Origin of the sequence: Prevotella sp. lc2012 (assembly GCF_900107065.1) — a bacterium.
In the GTDB taxonomy this organism is placed as follows: domain Bacteria; phylum Bacteroidota; class Bacteroidia; order Bacteroidales; family Bacteroidaceae; genus Prevotella.
In genome coordinates this window covers 92,164-114,023 of record NZ_FNUF01000006.1, presented here as the reverse complement: position 1 = coordinate 114,023, position 21,860 = coordinate 92,164, and the positions used below count along the sequence as shown (strand labels likewise).

Here is a 21,860-nt window from a genome sequence, read left to right as displayed (position 1 = left end):
CGGGAAAATAATAAATAGTTTTTGTTCCGATGACTACATATAGTAAATATAATTTCGTCTATCGCTTACAAAAGTGGATGGACAGCGTGCCGGGGCAGACGTTCCTGAATTATGCCTATAGTTGGGGTGCTGCAATCGTGATTCTTGGTACGCTCTTTAAGTTGACCCATCTTCCGGGAGCAAACTTCTTCCTGTTCCTTGGCATGGGAACAGAGGTGTTTGTGTTCTTCATCTCAGCCTTTGACCGTCCCTTTGATAAGACGACCGACGGCATGGATCTGGATACTCATATGAAGATTGGTAAGGATACCGCAGAGCCAATATCTGTTAATGCTGCGGTGGTTGCTACCCCTGTGGAGTCCAAGGCTACGGGACCAGTAGTGGCCACTGGCACATGCGGTATACCGGTCGTGAGTCCGGATATGGAGGAAGCAACATCTCATTATGTGGATGAGTTGAAACGACTGACGGAGATGCTCTCAAAAGTGTCGACACAGAGTGAACGACTGACACAGGACTCTGAGGAGATGGAGAATCTGAACCGTACGTTGACAGGTATCAGTAAGGTCTATGAGATGCAGCTGAAGAGTGCCAGTTCACAGATTGGCACCATCGACGAGGTTAATGAGCAGACCCGTAAGATGGCATCCCAGATCGCAGAGCTCAATAAGATTTATGCCCGTATGATCGAGGCGATGACGGCAAAGATGAACGGATAGCACATGGCAATCAAGAAACGACCCGTATCCCCCCGTCAGAAGATGATCAATCTGATGTATGTCGTTCTGATGGCGCTGTTGGCACTCAACGTGTCCAGCGAGGTGCTCAATGGTTTCTCTATTGTAGAGGATAGTCTGAACCGTACGACCAGTAATTCCTCTAAGGAGAATCAGACTATCTATGAGACATTTGAGGCCCAGATGAAGTCGAATCCTCAAAAGGTGGGCATGTGGTATGATAAGGCACAGCAGGTCAGACAGATGAGCGACTCGCTCTTTAACCTTGCCGCAGACTTGAAGATGGCTATTGTCAAGGAGGCCGATGGTCGTAACGGAGATGTCCGTCGTATCAAGAACAAGGAAGACCTCGAGGCTGCCAGTCAGGTGATGTTGGCTCCAGGCAGCGGTAGGGGCGGAGAGTTGTTCCGGGCCATCAATTCGTTCCGACAGCGGATGCTGATGATGGTGACTGATGAGCGACAGAAGCAGATTATTGCCAGTAACTTAACGACGGAAATCCCAAAGGACGCTGTCACAATGGGCAAAAACTGGCAGGAGTATATGTTCGAGTCGATGCCAGCCGCCGCAGCTGTTACGTTGCTTTCTAAGTTGCAGAGTGACGTACGCTATGCCGAGGGCGAAGTGCTGCATACGTTAGTGTCAAATATTGATGTGAAGGATATCCGCGTGAACCTGCTTGATGCGTTTGTCATTCCAAGTTCCCAGACAATCGTGAGAGGTGACCGTTTCTCGGCGCGCATTGTGATGGCAGCAGTGGATACGACACAGACACCGGACATTTATATAGGTAATCAGAAGGTGAATCTTCACGACGGGCTCTATGAGACCACATGCAATCGTACAGGCGATTTTACGCTAGCAGGTTATATGGAGACTGTGAACGGCAATGGCGACCGTATCCGTCGTGATTTCTCGCAGAAATATACGGTGGTTGATCCGAGTGCAACAGTGTCGGCTGATCTGATGAATGTTCTCTATGCTGGATATAATAACCCAATCAGTATCAGTGTTCCAGGTGTGCCGTTGAGCAAGGTACAGGCATCCATGACGGGCGGAACGCTACAGCCGGTAGGACCAGGACGTTATATCGCCCGACCGTCGAAGGTGGGACAGAATGTGACCTTTACGGTTTTCTCCACCAACACCGGACGAACCCAGCAGATGGGGCAGTTCTCCTTCCGAGTGCGTAAGTTGCCTGATCCGACCCCGTATATCACCATGCGGGATGAGCATGGTAATCCTGCCCGTTATAAAGGTGGTGCTCTGCCAAAGGGGCAGTTGGTGGCTGCCGATGCCATCGGGGCTGCTATCGACGATGGGATACTTGATATCGCTTTCCGCGTACAGAGCTTTGAAACGGTGTTCTTCGACAATATGGGAAATGCAGTGCCGATGGTATCTGATGGTGCCTCGTTCTCCGCCCGACAGAAAGATACGTTCCGAAAACTGTCTCGAAACCGTCGCTTCTATGTCTCTCGTGTGACGGTGGTGGGTCCCGACGGTCTGACGAGAACACTACAGAATCCGATGGAGGTGATTGTGAAGTGATTGCACACCGAGGATTGAATGGTTGAAAATGGTATAACATATGAAACAGACGATAATGAATACAAAAGGGAATATAGTGCTGAGACTGATAATCGTAGTTGCTTGCCTGCAGTTCTCAGTCTTCAATGTTCAGTTGTCAACTTGTTCGGCGCAACCTAAGCAGCGTCAGGGACAACAGACAGACCGTCAGAAGAGTCCGTCTCAGGCCATGTCCATGCGTGCACAGATCTCGTTCCCGACAGCCTTGGAGATGCCGGAAGAGGTGGTCTGGCGTCGTGATATCTACCGAGAGATAGACCTGACGCAGGATGCCAATACCGGTCTCTATTATCCAGTAGAGCCGCAGGGTCGTCAGGTAAACCTGTTTACTTATATCTTTAAGTTGGCCCAGAACGGTTATATTCCTATCTATGAGTATCCGACAGATGGCAGCGATAACTTCTCCGATGAGGCAAGGGTTAGTATGAAGACCGTGCTCGACAATTATCATATCTTCTATGAGGAACAGGATGGAAAGCTAAAGGTCGATAACAGCGACATCCCTTCTGCAGAGGTCAAGAAGTTCTATCTGAAGGAGAGTGCCTATTATGATCAGGCAAATTCGTCACTTCATGTCAAGGTACTGGCTCTCTGTCCGGTGATGATGCGGGAGGATGACTTCAGTCTTGGCGATGATACGAATGCAACGCCATATCCGCTTTTCTGGGTGAAGTATAGTGATCTGGAGCCTTTCCTGAACCGACAGAACGTGATGGCGAGCAGTCTAAATAACGCCGCTATGGTTTCTATGGACGACTACTTTACGCTGAACATGTACCGTGGTAAGATCTATAAGACAAACAACGCACAGGGAAAGACACTCTTGCAGCTCTGTGGCGGTGACATGGATAAGATGACGGCAGAACAGAAACGCATCGAGGCAGAGTTGGCGGCGTTCCATCAGACCATCTTTGGCAGTCAGGAGAAGAAAGACTCGCTTGACAGTGTGGCAGCCCTCAGTGTGAAGACTGATAAAGCTGTGAAAACGAAGACCACCTCACCTCGTCGTACGCAGGTGAAAAAGACAAAGTCTTCGGCCTCAAAACGTGCTAGCGACAGTGGTTCCGCCCGTGTTACCGTTCGTAGGCAAAGACATTAAATGTGTTAAATACGGTTGAAGAACTTTGGTAATCGGACATTAATTCGTATCTTTGCCATCAAAGATGACGAAATAACTGTCGTCTTGGTAAAGAGAAACTTTAACAGTATTCAATTATGAAGAGAATTCTTATTTTATCGGTTCTGCTTTCGGCCGCCATGACGGCAGTGCAGGCACAGGGTTTGAAGTTTGGTTTCAAAGGTGGCCTTGATGTGACAGAGATGAGGTTCAATAAGAGCGTGTTTGACACATCCAATAAGACCGGCTGGTTCTTCGGTCCGACGGCTCAGGTGTCGCTTCCTGTCAGTGGACTGGGTGTCGATATCTCTGCTTTCTATGATCAGAAGAAATCAGAGGTGAATGATGAGACCATTACCCAGAAGAATATTCTCATTCCTCTGAATCTTCGTTGGAAGCTTGGGCTTGGTAGTCAGGCCGGTATTTACTTTGCCGCTGGTCCTCAGTTTGGCTTTAATGTGGGTGACGATGAGTTCGAGTGGACTGATCGTGAGAGTCGTCGTAACACCTTCCAGCTGAAAAAGTCGAGTTTCAGTGTGAACCTTGGAGCTGGTGTCTATCTGTCGAAGCATCTGGAGATAGGTTTCTGTTATAACATCGCCATGGGGTCGACGGCTGATGCAACATTCAGTGATGCAATCGACTCAACCATCAAGACCGACGACGCCAAGCCGAAATCATGGCAGATCTCCGCTGCTTATTTCTTCTAGACAGACATTGTTCGCCGACGTTATCCTGCCCTTGCCGCTTGACGGCGTGTTTACCTATTCCGTTCCACAGCCGTTGGAGGGACAGGTACGGCGAGGTGTGCGTGTGTTAGTCCCGCTAGGACGAAACAAGACCTACGTCGGTATTATCTCTGAAACACATCAGCGGGCACCTGAAGGATATCAGACCAAGGAAATCCTTCAGGTGCTTGATGATTCTCCTGTGCTGCTCGACAGTCAACTGAGACTATGGAGATGGGTCGCCGACTATTACATGTCTCCTATTGGTGAGGTCTATAAGGCGGCCTTGCCATCAGGACTGAAGGCCGAAGACGGTTACAAGCCGAAGACGGAATTGTATATCGGCCTGACTCCACAGTTCCGGAATGAGAACGCACTCCATACGGCACTTAATATGCTTCATCGAGCCGACCGCCAGTTGGCTGCCTTTGTCGACTATCTCGCCCTTTCTCACTGGGACACGTTGGAGGGCTCCGAATGTCGGGAGTCTGTTGTCGAGATTACACGTGACGAACTGATGAATGCCAGTCATGCAACGCTCCAGACGCTGAATGCCTTGGTGAAGCGTGGCCTTCTGGAGACCTATGAGCGTGAAGTGGGGCGCCTGAATCATGGTGGAGAACCTCATCTTGAGAATGTCAAACCACTCAATGCACCGCAACTGGAGGCATTTAATCAGATACAGTTCTCTTTTCTGAAGAAGAGCGTTACGTTGCTCCATGGAGTGACCTCCAGTGGAAAGACCGAGATATATATACATCTGATCCGTCAGGCTCTTGAACGGCATCAGCAGGTGCTCTACCTGCTTCCGGAGATAGCATTGACGGTACAGATCATGCAGCGATTGCAACATGTGTTTGGTAATCGATTGGGTATCTATCACTCCAAGTATTCTGATGCGGAACGGGTGGAGATCTGGCAGAAACAACTCTCCCAGAACCCCTATGATGTGATCCTTGGTGCCCGTAGTGCCGTCCTTCTACCTTTCCAGAACCTCGGCCTCGTGATCGTCGACGAAGAGCATGAGACCAGTTATAAGCAGCAGGATCCCATGCCACGTTATCATGCCCGTTCTGCCGCTATCATCCTTGCTCAGATGTTTGGAGCAAAGACCCTGCTCGGTACTGCAACCCCGTCGATGGAGACCTACCACAATGCCAAGACCGGGAAATATGGTCTTGTGGAATTGTCCCAGCGTTATAAGGGCATCGAGATGCCCGAGATCCAGATTGTAGATATCAAGGATCTGCAGCATCGTAAGATGATGAACGGCCCTTTCTCTCCCGTACTGTTGGCGAGGGTTCGTGAGGCGCTGGAGCGCGGAGAACAGGCAATCCTCTTTCAGAACCGTCGTGGCTATGCCCCGATGATAGAATGCAAGCAATGCGGATGGGTCCCTCATTGCCAGCATTGTGATGTCTCATTGACGTTGCACAGGAATATGAACCAGTTGACTTGTCATTACTGTGGCTATACCTATCAGGTGCCGACAGAATGCCCGAACTGTGGTTGTACGCAACTGCAGACACGTGGTTACGGTACGGAAAAGATTGAGGATGTGGTACGTGACATCTTCCCGGAGGCCCGTATTGCCCGTATGGATCTTGATACGACCCGCAGTCGTCATGCCTATGAACGGATCATCAGTGACTTTTCCGCCGGGCGCACCAATCTGCTTATTGGTACACAGATGATCTCAAAGGGACTAGACTTCGACAAAGTCAGCGTGGTGGGTATCCTTAATGCCGATACGATGCTTAACTATCCCGACTTCCGCGCCTACGAACATGCTTTCATGATGATGGCACAGGTCAGCGGTCGTGCCGGTCGTAAGGGCAAGCGCGGTCTTGTGATCCTCCAGACCAAGAGTCCCGACCTTCCCGTCATCCAGCAGGTTGTGCACAACGACTATTCGGCCTTTTACCGTTCACTGGTTACCGAGCGCCGACAGTTTCATTATCCGCCCTATTACCGACTGGTGGATGTCTATCTGAAGCATCGCTCCGACAGCCTCGTCGAGACGGCAGGCATCGAACTGGGCAGTCGTCTGCGCCAGTGGTTTGGCAGTCGTGTTCTCGGTCCTGATAAGCCCTCCGTGGCAAAGGTGAAGTCGCTCTCCATCCGTAAGCTTGTGCTCAAGCTTGAGCTCGGCTTGAACATGGCCGATGTGCGTAAGTACCTGACACTCGCCCAACAGCAGATGCTTCAGGACAAGCGCTATGCCTCCCTCCAGATCTATTACGATGTCGATCCATTATAAAGAAGAAGCGTATGGGCAATATCGAATACACGTGATAATACAAGAGCCTCCGCAGATTTCTGTGGAGGCTCTTGTATTGTCTATGGTGTCCTTGTTTCCTTACAGGCTCAGCTCACAGCCGATACCGAGAACACGGTTGGTACGGGTGAAGGAGTCGCTGACCAGCGGCTCTGTAGAGGTCACCCGGTCGTAATGCTCGTAGTTGGTCTGGAAGTAGCCAGCCTTCAAGGTAACCTTGTCGGATGCTTTATAGTTGAATCCGAACCCGAAGCTGTAGCTGTTGACAACAAACGACATGTCGTTCATATATTCGTCGGTCAACTGATAGCGGGTGAGTTGAAGACCGGCACTGGCAGTGAGCTTGTCTGTGATATCCCACTCCGCACCACCGAGGTACTCGTTGGTGCCACCGTCGAGCAGATCCTGTGTGTTATTATACCAGTTGACGTTCTTGTCGTAGAAATGGTGGTAGCCGAGATTGAGGCGTACATCATCACTGATATTCCACATCGCACCGAGAGCAAGTTGCGCCGGTGAATCCTCGTCGATCTTCTCTGCATCACGGAACTTATTGACTGCGGGAATCTCACTGGCCTCGTTAACGGTCGACTCGTTCTTCATGTGAATCTGTGTCTTGAACTCGTACTTGGCGGCGAGGTTGAAGCGTCCGAACTTATAGTCGATGCCAATGATAGGTGCGATACCGACGCTTGACTGGTTGCAGAGCAGGTTGACACCTTCAGAGTATTTCTGGAGAGAGTTGAGCGTGTTGCTTGTTCCCTGGAGTGCTGTGCCGGATGCTTCGAGCTTGGCCTTGGTGGCGGTCAGCTCAGCCGGTACCGGAGCACCTGCTGCCTCATACTGAGCGATGCCAGCATTGACCTGTGCCAGACTGTTACCCACATAGGTGATACCACCGTCGACCATCGCTGTGGCCGACTGAAGGAAGCTGCCGAAGTCGACGTAGCCTGCAGCGGTCTTTACCTGGATGTTGCTGATCTTCGCTTTGTAGGTGGCTGTTCCGTAGAGCAGACGCAGACCACCGTAGATGGCGAGGTTAGGATTGATCTTATAGGCCGTGCCGAGTTGGAACCCGAAGTAATACTGGCGTCCTTGCATGTAGCCGTCCATGTCGTAGCCGCTGACACCAGGTGCCGGCTGTCCGAGAGCGGTCGCAATCTGGTCGAGTCCGGAGAGCTGGTGGGCGATATTGCCAACAACGCTCTCGAAGGAACCGAGACCGTCGGCAAACTCACATTTTCCACCACCGCCGGGAACAGAGAAATTGAACTGTACACTCCAGTTTCCTTTATTATAAGCAGCCTGTATAGACGGGATGAACGGAGCATCTGCCACACCTTCGAATGTCTTAGTGCTCAGTCCACCGTTCTTGCGACCCAACGCGAAGACCGGGTTGGTACAGTCGATGGTGCGTGTCTGGTGGGCGTACTGCCAGTTGAAGCCAAGATGGAAACCTTCGGGCATGAATGCTACACCAGCCGGGTTCGAGTAGACACCGTCGATGCCGATGGCGGCATCACGTGCTGGATTCCTCAGGAAGTCGATACTTTGGTTCGTATTGGTTAAGATGCCACCTGCTGTGGCGGTTGTTGCTACAGTCAGCATGAGGCTGACAAGCAAAGCATGATTTTTTTTCATATCCTTAAACATCTTTTTGCTAAAATCGGCTGCAAAGTTAGATAGATTGTTCTGTATTTCCCCAATTAGGGGCGTTGTATTAACAACCGTTAACTATAAACAAGGCGTTTTCTGCACAAAAAAGCCTATTTGTGCAATAATTTCTTGCACAGATAGGCTATAGAGTGTGCAATAAGACGTCTATTTCTTGAGTTCGGGATAGCTAACTCTTGTGTGATAAATCGTTTTTAGCTTCTCGATGAGAACAGTCTTGGCATAGGCGATATCACGGAAAGTGATTGGGCATTCCTTAAAGTATCCCTCTGCCACCTGTGCGTCGATCAGTTTGTTGACCAACTCCCGGATGCTCTTCTCGGTATAGTCGGGAAGAGAGCGCGATGCGGCCTCGACAGTGTCGGCCATCATCAGGATGGCCTGTTCTTTGGTTGTCGGGTTCGGACCGGGGTAGGTGAAGAGAAGATCGTCCACCTTGTCGTCGGGATGTGCATTTTTATATTGCACATAGAAATAACGTGTCTTCCCTTGTCCATGGTGTGTGGATATAAAGGCCTTGATGATATCAGGCAAGTCGTATTTCTCTGCGAGCTTGATGCCTTCGGTTACATGACTGATGATCATCTGGGCACTCTCAATGGCTCCCATCTTCTCGTGCGGGTTGACACCCGACTGGTTCTCGGTGAAGTAGATCGGATTGACAATCTTGCCGATGTCATGGTAGAGGGCTCCAGTACGGACCAGTTGGCTCTTTCCTCCGATCTTGTTGGCTATCTCTGCTGCCAGGTTGCCTACCTGGATGGAGTGCTGGAACGTGCCTGGGGCCACCTCACTCATTTTCCGCAGCAATGTCTTGTTCATATCTGAAAGCTCGATGAGCGTGATGTTCGACGTAAAACCGAATGCTTTCTCAATCAGATAGAGTAGCGGGTATGAACAGAACAGAAGGAGACCGTTGAAGATGAGGTAGTTGTATTCGCTGTAGCTGATCTTGGTCAGGTCGTTGTTGCGGATCCAGTCGAGTGAGAGGTTGGTGGCCGTAGCAGCAAAGGTGACAAGAACGGCAGTCCAGAAAAGCTGTGACCGACTGGATAGCTCGCGGAGCGAGAAGATGGCCACCAGACCGGAAACCAGTTCTACGGTAATGAACTCCAGAGGATACTGTAGGATGCTGGCGCAGATGAGAACCATCGTTGCATGAGCCATGAAGGCGGTTCTTGAATCCATGAATACCCGGATGAAGATGGGTACCATGGCGTAGGGTAGGAAGTAAACATGCAGAATACTGTGACCGACCATCAGTGAACAGAGGACGGAGAAGAAGACGATCAGGGCATAGAGCATGGTGATAGATCGTGACTTCTCGAAATAATCCTTGCGGAAGAGCGTCAGATAGACGGTGAAGCAGGTAATCAGGATAGCGACATATAGGATCTGTCCCATAATCGTCAGACTAATCTTCGGCTTGTTCTCCTCTTTCCGCTCTGTTTCCTTCTTGAACGACATGAGGATATTGTAGGTCTTGGTGTCCACGATGTCGCCCCTGTCGATGATCTTCTGTCCTCTTTGTACGAGTCCGCTAGCCAATGGGATACTGTTCTGCAGGTCGTTCAGACTCGCCTCACTCCGTTCCTTGTCGTAGATGAGGTTAGGAGTGAGGTAATCGTTGAGATTACATTTCTGCAGAATCTCCCGGTGGGCGGCAAGCGTTTCGTCGAGGAATATCTGCTCATAGGCCGAAACGACAGAATAGACCTTACTGATTGGTACGCTGATGGCGTTCTTTCCGTTGATGACCCGAATTGTTCTTGCAGTGTCTTTTTTCAAAGCAGCATATTCCGAACTGCTCATGATTCCTTGTGTGTATAGACTCCGCAATCGGTTGGCGATGATACTGATATAGTCGTCAGACAGTCCTGGAATGCCCTTGTTGTAATCTTTGGCAAACTGTCGTAGTTGTGTAGTTACAATATCATTGTTGAAGAAATAGTAGGGCTCGTACTGCTGCATCAGACTGTCGCGCTCGGCCTTCACTGCTTCGTCGCTCTTGTAGATGGGGAAGTCGAATGGCGCTTTCAGGTCGGTATAGACCCAGGGCTTCCCCTTCTCTATCTTGAAGTTGCTGCTGCTGTTTCTGGGCATCAGCCATACGATCAAGGCTACCGTAACGATAATGAGCGCCGACCGGATGAGAAAATCGTGCCACGTCAAGTCGTTTTTGATATTGAAGCTACTCATTTTGCTGTATTTTAGGCATTATGGATGCAAAGATAAGAAATAATTCACAATTCATAATCCATAATTCATAATTATTTCGTAATTTTGCAGGCAAATTAACGAAACAATGTCAGAAAGAAGAGTAAGAGTCCGATTTGCTCCTAGTCCTACTGGAGCCTTGCATATTGGTGGCGTTCGTACCGCCCTGTATAATTATCTGTTTGCCCGTCAGCATGGCGGCGATCTGGTGTTCCGTATCGAGGACACCGACTCGAACCGCTTTGTTCCCGGAGCAGAGGAATATATCATCGAGTCGTTCAAGTGGTTGGGCATTCAGTTCGACGAGGGCGTCTCTTTCGGTGGCGACAAGGGGCCGTATCGTCAGAGTGAGCGTCGTGCTATTTACAAAGAGTATGTGCAGCAGCTGTTAGATGCCGGCAAGGCCTATATCGCTTTTGATACGCCAGAGGAACTGGAGGCAAAGCGTCAGGAGATAACGAACTTCCAGTATGATTGTCATACCCGTGGCAAGATGCGTAACTCACTGACCCTCCCGAAGGATGAGGTGGAACGACTGATTGCCGAAGGTCATCAGTACGTGGTTCGCTTCAAGATAGAAGCCGGTCAGGAGGTGTTGGTAAACGACCTGATCCGCGGTGAGGTTCGTGTGAAGACGGATATCCTCGACGACAAGGTGCTCTTTAAGAGCGCAGACCAGTTGCCTACGTATCATCTGGCGAATATCGTGGACGATCATCTGATGGAGATCTCTCATGTGATCCGTGGTGAGGAGTGGTTGCCTAGTGCACCTTTGCATGTGCTCCTGTATCAGGCTTTTGGCTGGGAAGAGACGATGCCGCAGTTCGCGCATCTCCCGTTGCTGCTGAAGCCCGATGGTAAGGGAAAACTGTCGAAGCGTGATGGCGACCGTCTTGGCTTCCCTGTGTTCCCCTTGGAATGGCACGACCCGAAGACCGGTGAGGTGTCGAGTGGCTATCGTGAGCAGGGCTATTTCCCTGAGGCCGTCATCAACTTCCTGGCCTTGTTAGGATGGAACCCCGGTACGGAGCAGGAGTTGTTTACACTTGATGAGTTGGTTCCTCTTTTCGATATCTCAAAGTGTTCAAAGGCCGGCGCACGGTTCGCCTACGAGAAGGGCATCTGGTTCAACCATGAGTATATCCTGAAGAAGTCTAATGAGGAGATTGCTCAGTTGTTCTTCCCGATCGTCAAGGAACACTGTCCTGACGAGACTCTGGAGCGTGTTGTAGCCGTTACGTCTATGATGAAGGATCGTGTATCGTTTGTCAAGGAGCTCTGGCCTTTGTGCTCGTTCTTCTTCGTAGCTCCTACTGAGTATGATGAGAAGACGGCCAAGAAGCGTTGGAAGGACGACTCGGCTCAGGTGATGACAGAGTTGATAGGAGTTCTGGAAGGCATTGATGACTTCTCTCTGGAGAATCAGGAGCGTATCGTCCATGAGTGGGTGGAGCAGAAAGAATATAAGCTTGGTAATGTGATGAACGCTTGGCGCCTCACGCTCGTTGGCGAGGGTAAGGGACCGGGTATGTTCGACATCTCTGCTTTCCTCGGTAAAGAGGAGACAATCCGTAGAATGAAACGTGCCATCGATGTACTTGGGTAATAAATGTATAATCTGATTATATATCTCTATCTTCTGGGTGTGGCTATCTATAGCCGCTTCAATCCGAAGGTGCGTAAGATGTGGCGCGGTGAGCGTGACGCCTTCCGCATTCTTCGTGAGAAGGTTGATCCCCAGGCGAAGTACGTGTGGTTCCATGCAGCTTCGCTCGGAGAGTTTGAACAGGGGCGCCCGCTGATGGAGCAGCTGCGCCGCGACCATCCGGAATACAAGATCCTGTTGACATTTTTCTCACCGTCGGGTTACGAAGTGCGCAAGAATTATGAGGGCGCCGACATCATCACCTATCTGCCACTGGATACGATCACGAATGCACGTCGATTCCTTCGGACGATACGGCCAGTCATGGCGTTTTTCATCAAGTACGAGTTCTGGTACAACTACCTGCATATCCTGAAGCACAGACATGTACCCGTCTATAGTGTGTCGAGCATCTTCCGTCCGGATCAGGTGTTCTTTAAGTGGTATGGCTCTCAGTACGGTCGGGTGCTCAACTGTTTTACGCATTTCTTTGTGCAGAACGAGGAGAGCAAGAACCTGTTGGCGAAGATCGGCATTACGTCCGTCACGATCGTGGGTGACACCCGTTTCGACCGTGTCCTTCAGATCAAGGAAGCAGCCAAGCAGTTGCCTGTTGTTGAGGCATTCGTAGACGGGAAGAAGACCTTTGTTGCCGGTTCCTCTTGGCAACCTGATGAGGAGATCTTTATTCCATATTTTAATCTGCACCGCGATTGGAAACTGATTATCGCACCACATGTTATCGGTGAAGATCATCTCCAGCAGATAGAGAAGTTGTTGGAAGGGCGTACCGTCGTCCGTTACACGAAGGCTTCGGAAGAGAACGTTCGTGATGCCGAGGTGTTGATCATCGACTGCTACGGTCTGCTTTCCAGTATCTATCATTATGGTGAGGTGGCCTATGTCGGTGGTGGTTTCGGTGTCGGCATCCATAATCTGCCGGAGGCTGCCGTCTGGGACGTGCCAGTATTCTTTGGCCCGAACAATCAGAAGTTCCAGGAGGCCCAGGAACTTAAGGCATGTGCAGGTGGCTTCGAGATATCCGGTTATGAAGCTTTCCAGCAACAGATGGACAGTTTCGTCGCCGACCCGTCTGCTGTGAAAGAGGCAGGCCAGCGTGCCGGCAGCTATGTCAAGGGTCAGGCCGGTGCCACGGAAAAGGTGCTTGCGAGTGTTGCGGCAGGCCTGTAGACCTGATCGTGTCGTCTGTTGCCCGATAAAGCTTCTCCGTCGAGGGAATTCACCGACTAAAGAGTGAGAAATATGTGGATGTTTCTTTTCTGGGTCTTGCCCGTTCTGTCTGTCGCCTATATAGCATGGCATATATGGGTGTTGCTTCCCTTATCGACTTTTTGGAAATCGATGGTTATTGCAGCAGGTGTCTTCTGTATAGTCTTGCTGTTCCTGCATTTCCGGCGGTCGTTCGAGCATCTGCCGCTTCCCGTAGCTCAGGCGGCCTATGAGATCGGAACGTCATCGCTCTTCGTCATCTTATATCTGGTCGTCGTCTTCCTGGTCTTTGATCTGGGACGATTGTTCCGTCTGGTACCGAAGACCGTCGTCTGCCACAATGGCTATACCTCTCTGATTGTCTTTATCTTGCTCTTTGGTCTGTTCCTTTATGGGAATATGCATTATAAGAACAAGGTCCGTGTGCCGTTGGAACTGAAATCGTCAAAGTCGTTGGCGAGGACATATAAGGTCGTGATGGCGAGCGATCTGCATCTGGGCTATCACAACACCCGGAAAGAACTGGCCCGATGGGTTGACATGATCAATGAGGAGAAACCGGATTTCATCCTGATAGCAGGTGATATTATCGATGGCAGTATCCGTCCGCTCATGGAAGAGAGAATGACCGAGGAGTTCCGTAGACTGAAGGCGCCCGTATACGCCTGTCTGGGTAATCATGAGTATTTTTCAGGCGAGTCTCAGGCACGGCGATTCTATCAGGATGCCGGCATCCGTCTGCTCATCGATGAGGCTGCTGTTGTCGATAGCTCTATCGTTATTATTGGCCGTGATGATCGTACCAACAGGAATCGTATGTCTGTCCGCGAGTTGATGGCCGATAGTGTGCAACTGACGACCATGTGCCGGCAGTCGCCCTATATCATCGTACTCGATCACCAGCCATACCATCTGGAGCATAGTGAGGCGGCAGGTGTCGACTTCCAACTAAGTGGTCATACCCATCGTGGACAGGTGTGGCCGATCTCATGGATTACTGATGCCGTCTATGAATGTTCGTGGGGGACCTATCACCGTGGACACACCCAGTATTATGTCTCTTCCGGTCTCGGTATCTGGGGCGGCAAGTTCCGTATCGGTACACAGAGCGAATATGTCGTGGCTACCATCAGTAACTAATGTAAAGATTATGTGCTAAAAAAAGTGCCTCTCCGACTGCACCATCCAGAGCAACGGAGAGGCACTTTTTGGCTCTTCTTGTGCCTGATGAGGGCTTGTTGTGGTACCAACGGCATCTTTCACTCGTTCAGACGTCATCTACGGGTCATTCGGATAGGACCTACGATTCATGGAGACGTCATCTGTCTAGTGAAAGATGACGTCTCCATGAGTCGTAGATGCCGTTTCGATGAGTGATAGACGATATCTCGATGACCCAAAGATGCCACCTATATGAGATGGTTGCGTAACTTGCAGATTGTTAGTGTGTTATAAAAACGGTCCAAAACTTGCATATTTGCGACCTTTGGACCGTTAGCTGACGAATATGCTCGTATTACGAGCCCGTTTGTTAAGAATCTTTCCCTTCTTCTAAGTAGTGCTTGGCGTACTCTACGTAGTGCTTGGCGTTGTCGGTCTGACCAGGGCGGACCGGTTTGATGTATTTGGCAGGAACACCGCCCCAGATCTCGCCTGCGGGAATCTTCGTGTTCTGGAGCACCAGAGCCCCAGCGGCCACGATACTGCCTTCGCCGATCTCACAGTTGTCAAGTAGGGTGGACCCCATGCCGATGAGCGCATTGTCGTGGATGGTGCAGGCATGAACGGTCACATTATGTCCGATAGTGACATAGTTGCCGATATGCGTGGGACCGGTCTCATGGGTCACGTGAACACAACTGCCGTCCTGGATGTTCGTGCAGTTACCTATCGTGATAGGGGCCACGTCGCCTCTGACAACGGCGTTGAACCATACGGAACACTCGTCACCCATCGTCACATCACCGATGATCGTGGCGTTCTCACTGAAATAACAGCCCTTGCCCCATTTAGGCGTCAGACCTCTGTAACTCTTTATTAAAGCCATAGTGAACAAAAAAAAAGAGCAGTATGGCGAACCATACTGCTCTATGATGAAACCGCTTAGAGGTTCGGGTTCTCAGATTTCCAGTCATCCACGGCTGGGATGATGTCAAGACTGATGATCTCGTCGCGCATCTTCTGCAGGTGCTCGTAAGAAGCCTGAAGGGCAGCCATCTCCTCAGCAGTACCCTCGGGCTGAGTGAAGTGAACACCGTCCTTGTCGATAACGGTCGGCATAGCCATCATCACGTTCTTGAAGCCGTAGGCGTTGACATAGCAACCTGCAGGCCACTTAAAGGGCTCACCGCCCATGGCACCCTCGATCATCTTCACAGCCTGATAAGCCGGGCTCTGGAATGAAGAACGACCACGGAGCTTGATGATGTTGCTACCACCCTGTGTGGTCATGTGCTTGATCTCTGCCCAACGCTCGTCGGTGAGAGGGAGCTCAGAGAGGGGCTTGCCGTCGATGAGAGCCTTGCTGGCGAATACTGCCATCTGCTCACCATGACCGCCGTAGGTGTAGGCATTGGTAACCTTGTCCTGACGAACGCCGAACTCCTGAGCGAGCTGCTGCTGCAGACGGGTAGAGTCGAGGGCGGCCAGAGAGGTCAGCTGGTTGGGCTTCAGACCTGAATGGATCAGGGCTGTCAAAGCGGTAACGTCAGCGGGGTTGAAGATCACCACCACGTGCTTCACGTCGGGGCAGTACTTCTTGATGTTCTCGCCAAACTCGGCAGCGATCTTGCAGTTGCCCTTGAGCAGGTCTTCGCGGGTCATACCCTCCTTACGAGGAGCACCGCCAGAAGAGATAATGTACTTAGCACCAGTGAAAGCCTCGGCGGGGTCAACGGTGTATGAGATGTTTGCGCCAGGGAAAGCACAGTGACACATCTCGTCGTAAACGCCATGAACGCCGGGTTCGTAGATATCGTACAGACAAATGTTTGGAGTGAGGCCGAGCATCAGAACGCTCTGCACCATGTTTGAACCGATCATACCGCCAGCACCGACGATAACCAGTTTTTCGTTTGTTAAGAATGCCATAATTGTATTATTATAATCCTTGTTATATCAAAAAGTGCTGCAAAGGTACAAAAAAAGCGAATATTCAGTCTTTTTTTATTATTAATCTGTGTTAATCCACGTAATTTGTGCCACTTATTTTATATCTTTGCCAACTCGATATTGCAAAACAACCAAGATAACTAAAATGATTAATAATAATCTCAGATATCCGGAGAACGACGGAGGTATGAATGAGCGTATCAGACGACTGCGTCGGTTGTCTCTCGACACCCCCACGACGTTGAGTATAGAACGGGCCCTTATCGAGACAGCTTTTTATGAGGAACACTACGGGACGATGCCCATCGCAGTGCTGCGTGCCCGCAATTTCTATGAGATCTGCCAAAAGAAGACCTTATATATCGGCGATGACGAACTGATCGTCGGTGAACGTGGACCGCTCCCCAAGGCTGTTCCTACATTCCCAGAGCTGACCTGTCATAGTGTGGCGGATTTGCATACGCTGAATGAGCGACCGTTGCAGCCCTATTCGATCAGTCAGGCGGATATCGATACCTATGAGCGTGTGGTGATTCCCTACTGGAAGGGTAAGACACAACGGGAACGTATCTTTGGCCATGTGTCCAAGGCGTGGGAGGAGGCTTATCATGCCGGTGTGTTCACGGAGTTTATGGAGCAGCGTGCTGCCGGGCATACGGCCATGGATGGTAAGATGTATCGTGAGGGACTGCTAGACGTGAAGGCTCGGATAAAGCGGCGGATTGACAGTCTTGACTATATTCATGATCCTGAGGCAACGGACAAACAACAGGAGCTGGAGGCTATGGCCATCTCTTGTGATGCGGCTATTCTCTTCGCGGAGCGACATGCCGAACTGGCGGAACAGATGGCCGCCAAGGAGAGTGACCCGCAGCGCAAGGCGGAGTTGGAGAAGATTGCTGATGTGTGTCGATGGGTCCCTGCCCATGCACCGCGAGACTTGTGGGAGGCCATCCAGATGTACTGGTTCGTACACCTCGGTACGGTGACGGAATTGAACGGATGGGATTCGATGAATCCAGGTCATATCGATCAGCATCTGTTCCCGTTCTATCAGAAGGGTATTCATGAGGGGACACTGACCCGCGATCTGGCGAAGGAGTTGATCTGTTGTCTGTGGATTAAGTTCAATAACCAACCCGCACCCCCGAAGGTCGGTGTGACAGCCTTGGAGTCGGGTACTTATAATGACTTTACGAACATTAATATCGGTGGGGTCGACCGTGACGGAAAGAGTGCCACGAATGAACTCTCATATATGATCCTCGAGGTTCAGGAGGAACTGCATGAGCTACAACCAGGTCTGAGCATCCATATCGCTGAGAATACGCCTGAAGAGTTTCTGCTCGCAGGTATTAAGGTGATACGTCAGGGACATGGCTATCCGTCGGTGTTCAACCCTGACGCTTATGTGAAAGAGATGGTGCGTGCTGGTAAGACATTGGAGGATGCCCGTGAGGGTGGTTGTTCTGGCTGTATCGAGGTGGGGGCTTTCGGAAAGGAGGCTTATCTGCTGACTGGTTATCTGAATACGCCAAAGATTTTGGAGATAACGCTGAACAACGGTGTTGATCCGGAGACGGGCAAGAAGCTCGGTCTGGAGACAGGTGATCCACGCCTGTTCAAGTCTTTCGATGAACTCTATGAGGCATGGCATCGTCAGATGGTCTATTTCGTGAACCTGAAACTCTCGGTTAATAATTACATCGAACGGATGTTCTCCCTCTATGCCCCGGCAACGTTCCTCAGTCTTTATATAGACGACTGCATCGAGAAAGGGAAAGATTATTATAGTGGTGGGGCCAGGTATAACACGACCTATATCCAGTGTACAGGGTTGGGGACGATTACCGACTGTCTCACCGCCTTGAAGAAGCATGTGTTCGAGGATCATCGTTATTCGATGGACGAGATGCTGAGAGCCTGTGCCGTTAACTGGAAGGGTGAGGAGAAGATGCGTCAGTATATCCGTAATCATACACCGTTCTTTGGCAACGATGATGACACTGCTGATAAGGTTGCTGTGCGTGTCTATGATGATCTGGTGGATGCTATCGAAGGACGGCCGAATACCAGAGGCGGTAAGACACAACTGAATATGCTTAGTACGACATGCCATAACTATTTCGGTAGCGTGTGTGGTGCCACGCCCAACGGGCGTTTTGCCCACTTCGCCATCAGTGATGGAACCTCTCCTGCTCATGGCTCCGATAGTCACGGTCCTACGGCTGTTATTAAGTCGCTGGGGAAACTGGACCAGACTAAAAGCGGTGGAACCCTGTTGAATATGCGCTTTGTACCCGCTTTGCTGAGACGGGAGGAGGATCAGAAGAAGCTGGCCTCACTCATCCGGGCATACTTTAAGTTTGGCGGTCACCATATCCAGTTTAATATCGTAGATACGGCGACACTTCATGATGCACAGCAGCATCCCGATGAATACCGGGATTTGTTGGTACGTGTGGCAGGCTACTCCGACTATTTCAATGATATGACGGAACAGCTGCAGAATGAGATTATCGCACGGACGGAAAACGACGAGATGTAAGATGGCACTGGTTTTCGACATCAAACGGTATGCCATCAATGATGGACCAGGTATCCGGACCACCGTGTTCTTGAAGGGATGCCCCCTCAGGTGTGTATGGTGTCATAACCCAGAAGGGTGGACGACCCAGCCGCAGTTGCTGTATAAGGCATCAAGGTGTATCGGATGCCGTACCTGTGTTGATGTGTGTCCGCAACATCTCCTCTCGTTAACCTCTCATGGCATCAGTATAAGAGAGAGGTCATGTCTCCTCTGTGAGACATGCACGAACGAGTGCCCTACGAAAGCTCTAGAGGTGTGTGGCAAAGAATGGCCGATGGATCTCCTGATGACGGAGATTGAGAAAGAGCGTGCAGTGATGGAGGAGAGTGGCGGCGGCGTGACGCTATGTGGTGGAGAGCCGCTGATGCATCCTGACTATATGGTGGCTCTCTTGAGGGAGTTGGGTGCTCGTGGCCTGCACCGTGTTGTTGATACCACGCTCTATGCATCATCTGATGTCGTGAGAGCCGTTGCTGACTTGTGCGAACTCTTCCTCGTCGACCTGAAGCTGATGGATTCGCATAAGCATTGTCTGTATACGGGTGTTCCCAATGAACTGATCCTACGTAACATCCGTCTCCTGACTGAGATGGGGAAATCTTTCCGCATCCGCATCCCTTTGATTGAGGGCGTCAATGCCGACGAGGAGAATATAGAACAAACGGCTCTTTTCTTGAGGGGACTTCCCTCGTCAGAAGACAAGTGCGGGCGCTTTGTCAACCTGTTGCCTTATCATGATGTGGGCAAAGACAAACACCGCCGTATGTGGAGTACCTACAACCCTCAAGGGTATTCGATGAGTACACCGTCGGAGGAGACCCTGCAGCGTTGTGCCGCACAGATGGAAGCCCATGGGCTCCATGTTGTCGTTGGTGGATAGGTAAAATAGGGTATGGATATAATGACATAAACTGGAACGTGATATGAATGATGTCAACCAACGAATAGAAAACCTTCGAGAGGTGATGCGCCGTGAGCATCTGGCGGCGTTCATCTTCCCTAGTACGGATCCTCATCAGGGCGAGTATGTCCCTGACCATTGGAAGGGTCGTGAGTTTATCTCGGGCTTTAACGGCTCGGCAGGCACGGCGGTGGTCACGATGACTTCTGCCGCCCTCTGGACAGATTCCCGTTATTTCATTGCTGCCGAGGAACAACTGAAAGGGACGGAGTTCCGGCTGATGAGGTTGAAGATGGAGGGTACTCCGACCATTCCGGAATGGTTGGGCAGGACATGTGGGGCCGGTTCCGAGGTCGGTATCGACGGTTGGTGCAGTTCAGCCAATGCCGTGAAGGACTTGATAGTCGAACTGCGTAAGGAGGGGGGCATCACTGTGCGTACGAATATGGACCCACTGAAGTTGATATGGTCCGACCGCCCTGTAATCCCAGAGAATCCTGTGGAGATATTCCCAGTGGAGTATGCGGGGGAGTCTGCTCATGAGAAAATCGGTCGAATTCGTCAGGCCTTGCGTGAACGTCATGCCGACGGAATGCTGATGGCTGCCCTCGACGATATTGCATGGACACTCAATCTGCGGGGAACGGATGTCCACTGCAATCCTGTCTTCGTGGCTTATCTTTTGATTTCTTCAAAGGATGTTACTCTTTATGTCAACCAGAAGAAACTCACGCCGGAGGTTATGGCATACCTGAAGACAGAGGGGGTGATGGTGGATAGCTATGAGAATGTGACCAAAGGGCTGAATGATTATTTTGAATACAATATCCTTCTCGACCCCGACGAGGTGAACTATGCCCTGTATAAGACCGTTGTCCGTGAGAGGGTAGAAGAGGAGTCTCCCGTGAAACGGATGAAGACCGTGAAGAATGAGACGGAGATCGTGGGCTTCAGGAATGCGATGCTGAGGGATGGCATCGCTATGGTGAAGTTCCTGAAGTGGCTCTCTGCCTATGTCGGCAAGCCCGAGATCGGCCAACTCACAGAGATCACCATCGACCAGAGGCTGAAGGCCTTCCGTGCCGAACAGCCACTTTATCGTGACATATCTTTCGATACCATAGCAGGTTATGGTCCTCATGGCGCCATTGTGCACTATGAGGCAACACCGGAGACGGATGTCCCCTTGCAACCCAAGGGAATGCTCTTGCTCGACAGTGGTGCGCAGTATCTCGACGGTACAACAGATATCACCCGGACCATCGCCCTCGGTCCACTGTCGGACGAGGAGAAAAGGGCATATACATTGGTGTTAAAGGGACATATACAGATCGAACTCTGTAAGTTCCCGTCTGGTGCCAGCGGTACGCAGATAGATATTCTCGCTCGCAAGGATATGTGGCGGGAGGGACTGAACTACCTACATGGTACGGGGCATGGCGTCGGTACATATCTGAATGTGCATGAGGGACCTCATCAGTTCCGTATGGAATGGAAGCCGGCTCCGCTTGTGGCAGGCATGACCATCACAGATGAACCGGGCATCTATCTCGAAGGGAAGTTTGGCGTGCGTATCGAGAATACTTTGCTGATGATCCCTTACAAGGAGACGGCGTTCGGTAAGTTCCTGCAGTTCGAATCGCTCACACTCTGTCCCATCGACAAGACTCCTATCGTCAGGAGCATGCTCCTGCCAGAGGAGATCGACTGGCTCAATGCTTATCATCAGCATGTGTTCGACACCCTTTCGCCACATCTTGATGCCGATGAGACTGTCTGGCTGCGTGAGGCCTGTGCTCCAATCGACTCGACCTCTCCGCTCTCATAATCAGCTGTTTGGAAAAACATGCTCGTGATTTGCATGCCAGTATCCTCTCTTTCTTGGTGCTTGTATGAGCTCATGATGACTTTGACGACTCCAATTTTGGGCAAAAATAAATAAAAATCGGCAAAAGATTTGCTTGTTTCGTGAAAATGTCGTAACTTTGCAGCCGCTTTTCGTGGCGCTGTGCCCGAAGGCATTAAGTTTAACGTAAAATATT

General features: G+C 50.7%; 15 protein-coding genes. 11 read left to right on the top strand and 4 right to left on the bottom strand.

What is annotated here, in order from left to right:
- Positions 1-29 precede the first annotated feature (29 nt).
- The 5 genes from gldL to priA all read left to right on the top strand — a co-directional run bounded on the left by gldL (position 30) and on the right by priA (position 6,432).
- The gene (gene gldL / locus BLU99_RS11455) at positions 30-719 is read left to right on the top strand and encodes a type IX secretion system motor protein PorL/GldL (RefSeq protein ID WP_091902247.1); all 690 of its coding nucleotides are present in this window, start codon (positions 30-32) and stop codon (positions 717-719) included.
- 3 nt (positions 720-722) lie between these two features.
- Positions 723-2,288: a type IX secretion system motor protein PorM/GldM gene (gene gldM, locus BLU99_RS11450; protein ID WP_091902246.1), complete on the top strand. Its 1,566-nt coding sequence runs from the start codon at positions 723-725 to the stop codon at positions 2,286-2,288.
- A 40-nt stretch (positions 2,289-2,328) separates the two neighbouring features.
- A complete protein-coding gene (gene gldN / locus BLU99_RS11445) occupies positions 2,329-3,426 on the top strand; it encodes a type IX secretion system ring subunit PorN/GldN (protein WP_255397560.1) in 1,098 nt (365 codons plus the stop codon).
- 116 nt (positions 3,427-3,542) lie between these two features.
- Positions 3,543-4,154 (top strand): porin family protein, encoded by a 612-nt coding sequence (locus tag BLU99_RS11440; RefSeq protein WP_091902245.1) that lies wholly within the window; start codon positions 3,543-3,545, stop codon positions 4,152-4,154.
- Positions 4,155-4,161: 7 nt separating this feature from the next.
- Positions 4,162-6,432, top strand: coding sequence for a replication restart helicase PriA (priA, locus tag BLU99_RS11435; RefSeq protein WP_255397559.1), 2,271 nt, complete (start codon positions 4,162-4,164; stop codon positions 6,430-6,432).
- A 99-nt stretch (positions 6,433-6,531) separates the two neighbouring features.
- On the opposite strand, the gene BLU99_RS11430 is transcribed toward priA, so the two are convergent.
- Together BLU99_RS11430 and BLU99_RS11425 are read right to left on the bottom strand one after the other, a co-directional pair.
- Positions 6,532-8,091: an OmpP1/FadL family transporter gene (locus BLU99_RS11430; protein ID WP_144006147.1), complete on the bottom strand. Its 1,560-nt coding sequence runs from the start codon at positions 8,089-8,091 to the stop codon at positions 6,532-6,534.
- A 180-nt stretch (positions 8,092-8,271) separates the two neighbouring features.
- Positions 8,272-10,323, bottom strand: a complete 2,052-nt coding sequence (locus BLU99_RS11425) for an HD family phosphohydrolase (RefSeq protein ID WP_091902242.1) — start codon at positions 10,321-10,323, stop codon at positions 8,272-8,274.
- A 106-nt stretch (positions 10,324-10,429) separates the two neighbouring features.
- On the opposite strand from BLU99_RS11425, the gene gltX reads away from it, so the two are divergent.
- From gltX to BLU99_RS11410, 3 genes are all read left to right on the top strand, one after another.
- Positions 10,430-11,947: a glutamate--tRNA ligase gene (gene gltX / locus BLU99_RS11420; RefSeq protein WP_091902241.1), complete on the top strand. Its 1,518-nt coding sequence runs from the start codon at positions 10,430-10,432 to the stop codon at positions 11,945-11,947.
- Positions 11,948-11,950: 3 nt separating this feature from the next.
- Positions 11,951-13,177 carry a 3-deoxy-D-manno-octulosonic acid transferase gene (locus tag BLU99_RS11415; protein ID WP_091902240.1) on the top strand — a complete coding sequence of 409 codons (1,227 nt, stop codon included), beginning with the start codon at positions 11,951-11,953 and terminating at the stop codon, positions 13,175-13,177.
- Between the two features lie 63 nt (positions 13,178-13,240).
- A complete protein-coding gene (locus BLU99_RS11410) occupies positions 13,241-14,356 on the top strand; it encodes a metallophosphoesterase (RefSeq protein ID WP_091902238.1) in 1,116 nt (371 codons plus the stop codon).
- Positions 14,357-14,747: 391 nt separating this feature from the next.
- Here the strand turns inward: BLU99_RS11410 and BLU99_RS11405 are convergent, their stop codons facing one another.
- Both BLU99_RS11405 and BLU99_RS11400 read right to left on the bottom strand, forming a co-directional pair.
- A complete protein-coding gene (locus BLU99_RS11405) occupies positions 14,748-15,263 on the bottom strand; it encodes a gamma carbonic anhydrase family protein (RefSeq protein ID WP_091902236.1) in 516 nt (171 codons plus the stop codon).
- Positions 15,264-15,319: 56 nt separating this feature from the next.
- Positions 15,320-16,306 (bottom strand): malate dehydrogenase, encoded by a 987-nt coding sequence (locus tag BLU99_RS11400; RefSeq protein ID WP_091902234.1) that lies wholly within the window; start codon positions 16,304-16,306, stop codon positions 15,320-15,322.
- Between the two features lie 166 nt (positions 16,307-16,472).
- Here BLU99_RS11400 and hypD point away from each other — a divergent pair, with 166 nt between their 5' ends.
- The 3 genes from hypD to BLU99_RS11385 are packed head-to-tail and all read left to right on the top strand — an operon-like array spanning position 16,473 to position 21,646.
- Positions 16,473-18,875 (top strand): trans-4-hydroxy-L-proline dehydratase, encoded by a 2,403-nt coding sequence (gene hypD, locus BLU99_RS11395; protein ID WP_255397558.1) that lies wholly within the window; start codon positions 16,473-16,475, stop codon positions 18,873-18,875.
- A 1-nt stretch (position 18,876) separates the two neighbouring features.
- Positions 18,877-19,797, top strand: coding sequence for a glycyl-radical enzyme activating protein (locus BLU99_RS11390; RefSeq protein WP_091902232.1), 921 nt, complete (start codon positions 18,877-18,879; stop codon positions 19,795-19,797).
- Between the two features lie 43 nt (positions 19,798-19,840).
- A complete protein-coding gene (locus BLU99_RS11385; RefSeq protein WP_091902230.1) occupies positions 19,841-21,646 on the top strand; it encodes an aminopeptidase P family protein in 1,806 nt (601 codons plus the stop codon).
- Positions 21,647-21,860: the final 214 nt, after the last annotated feature.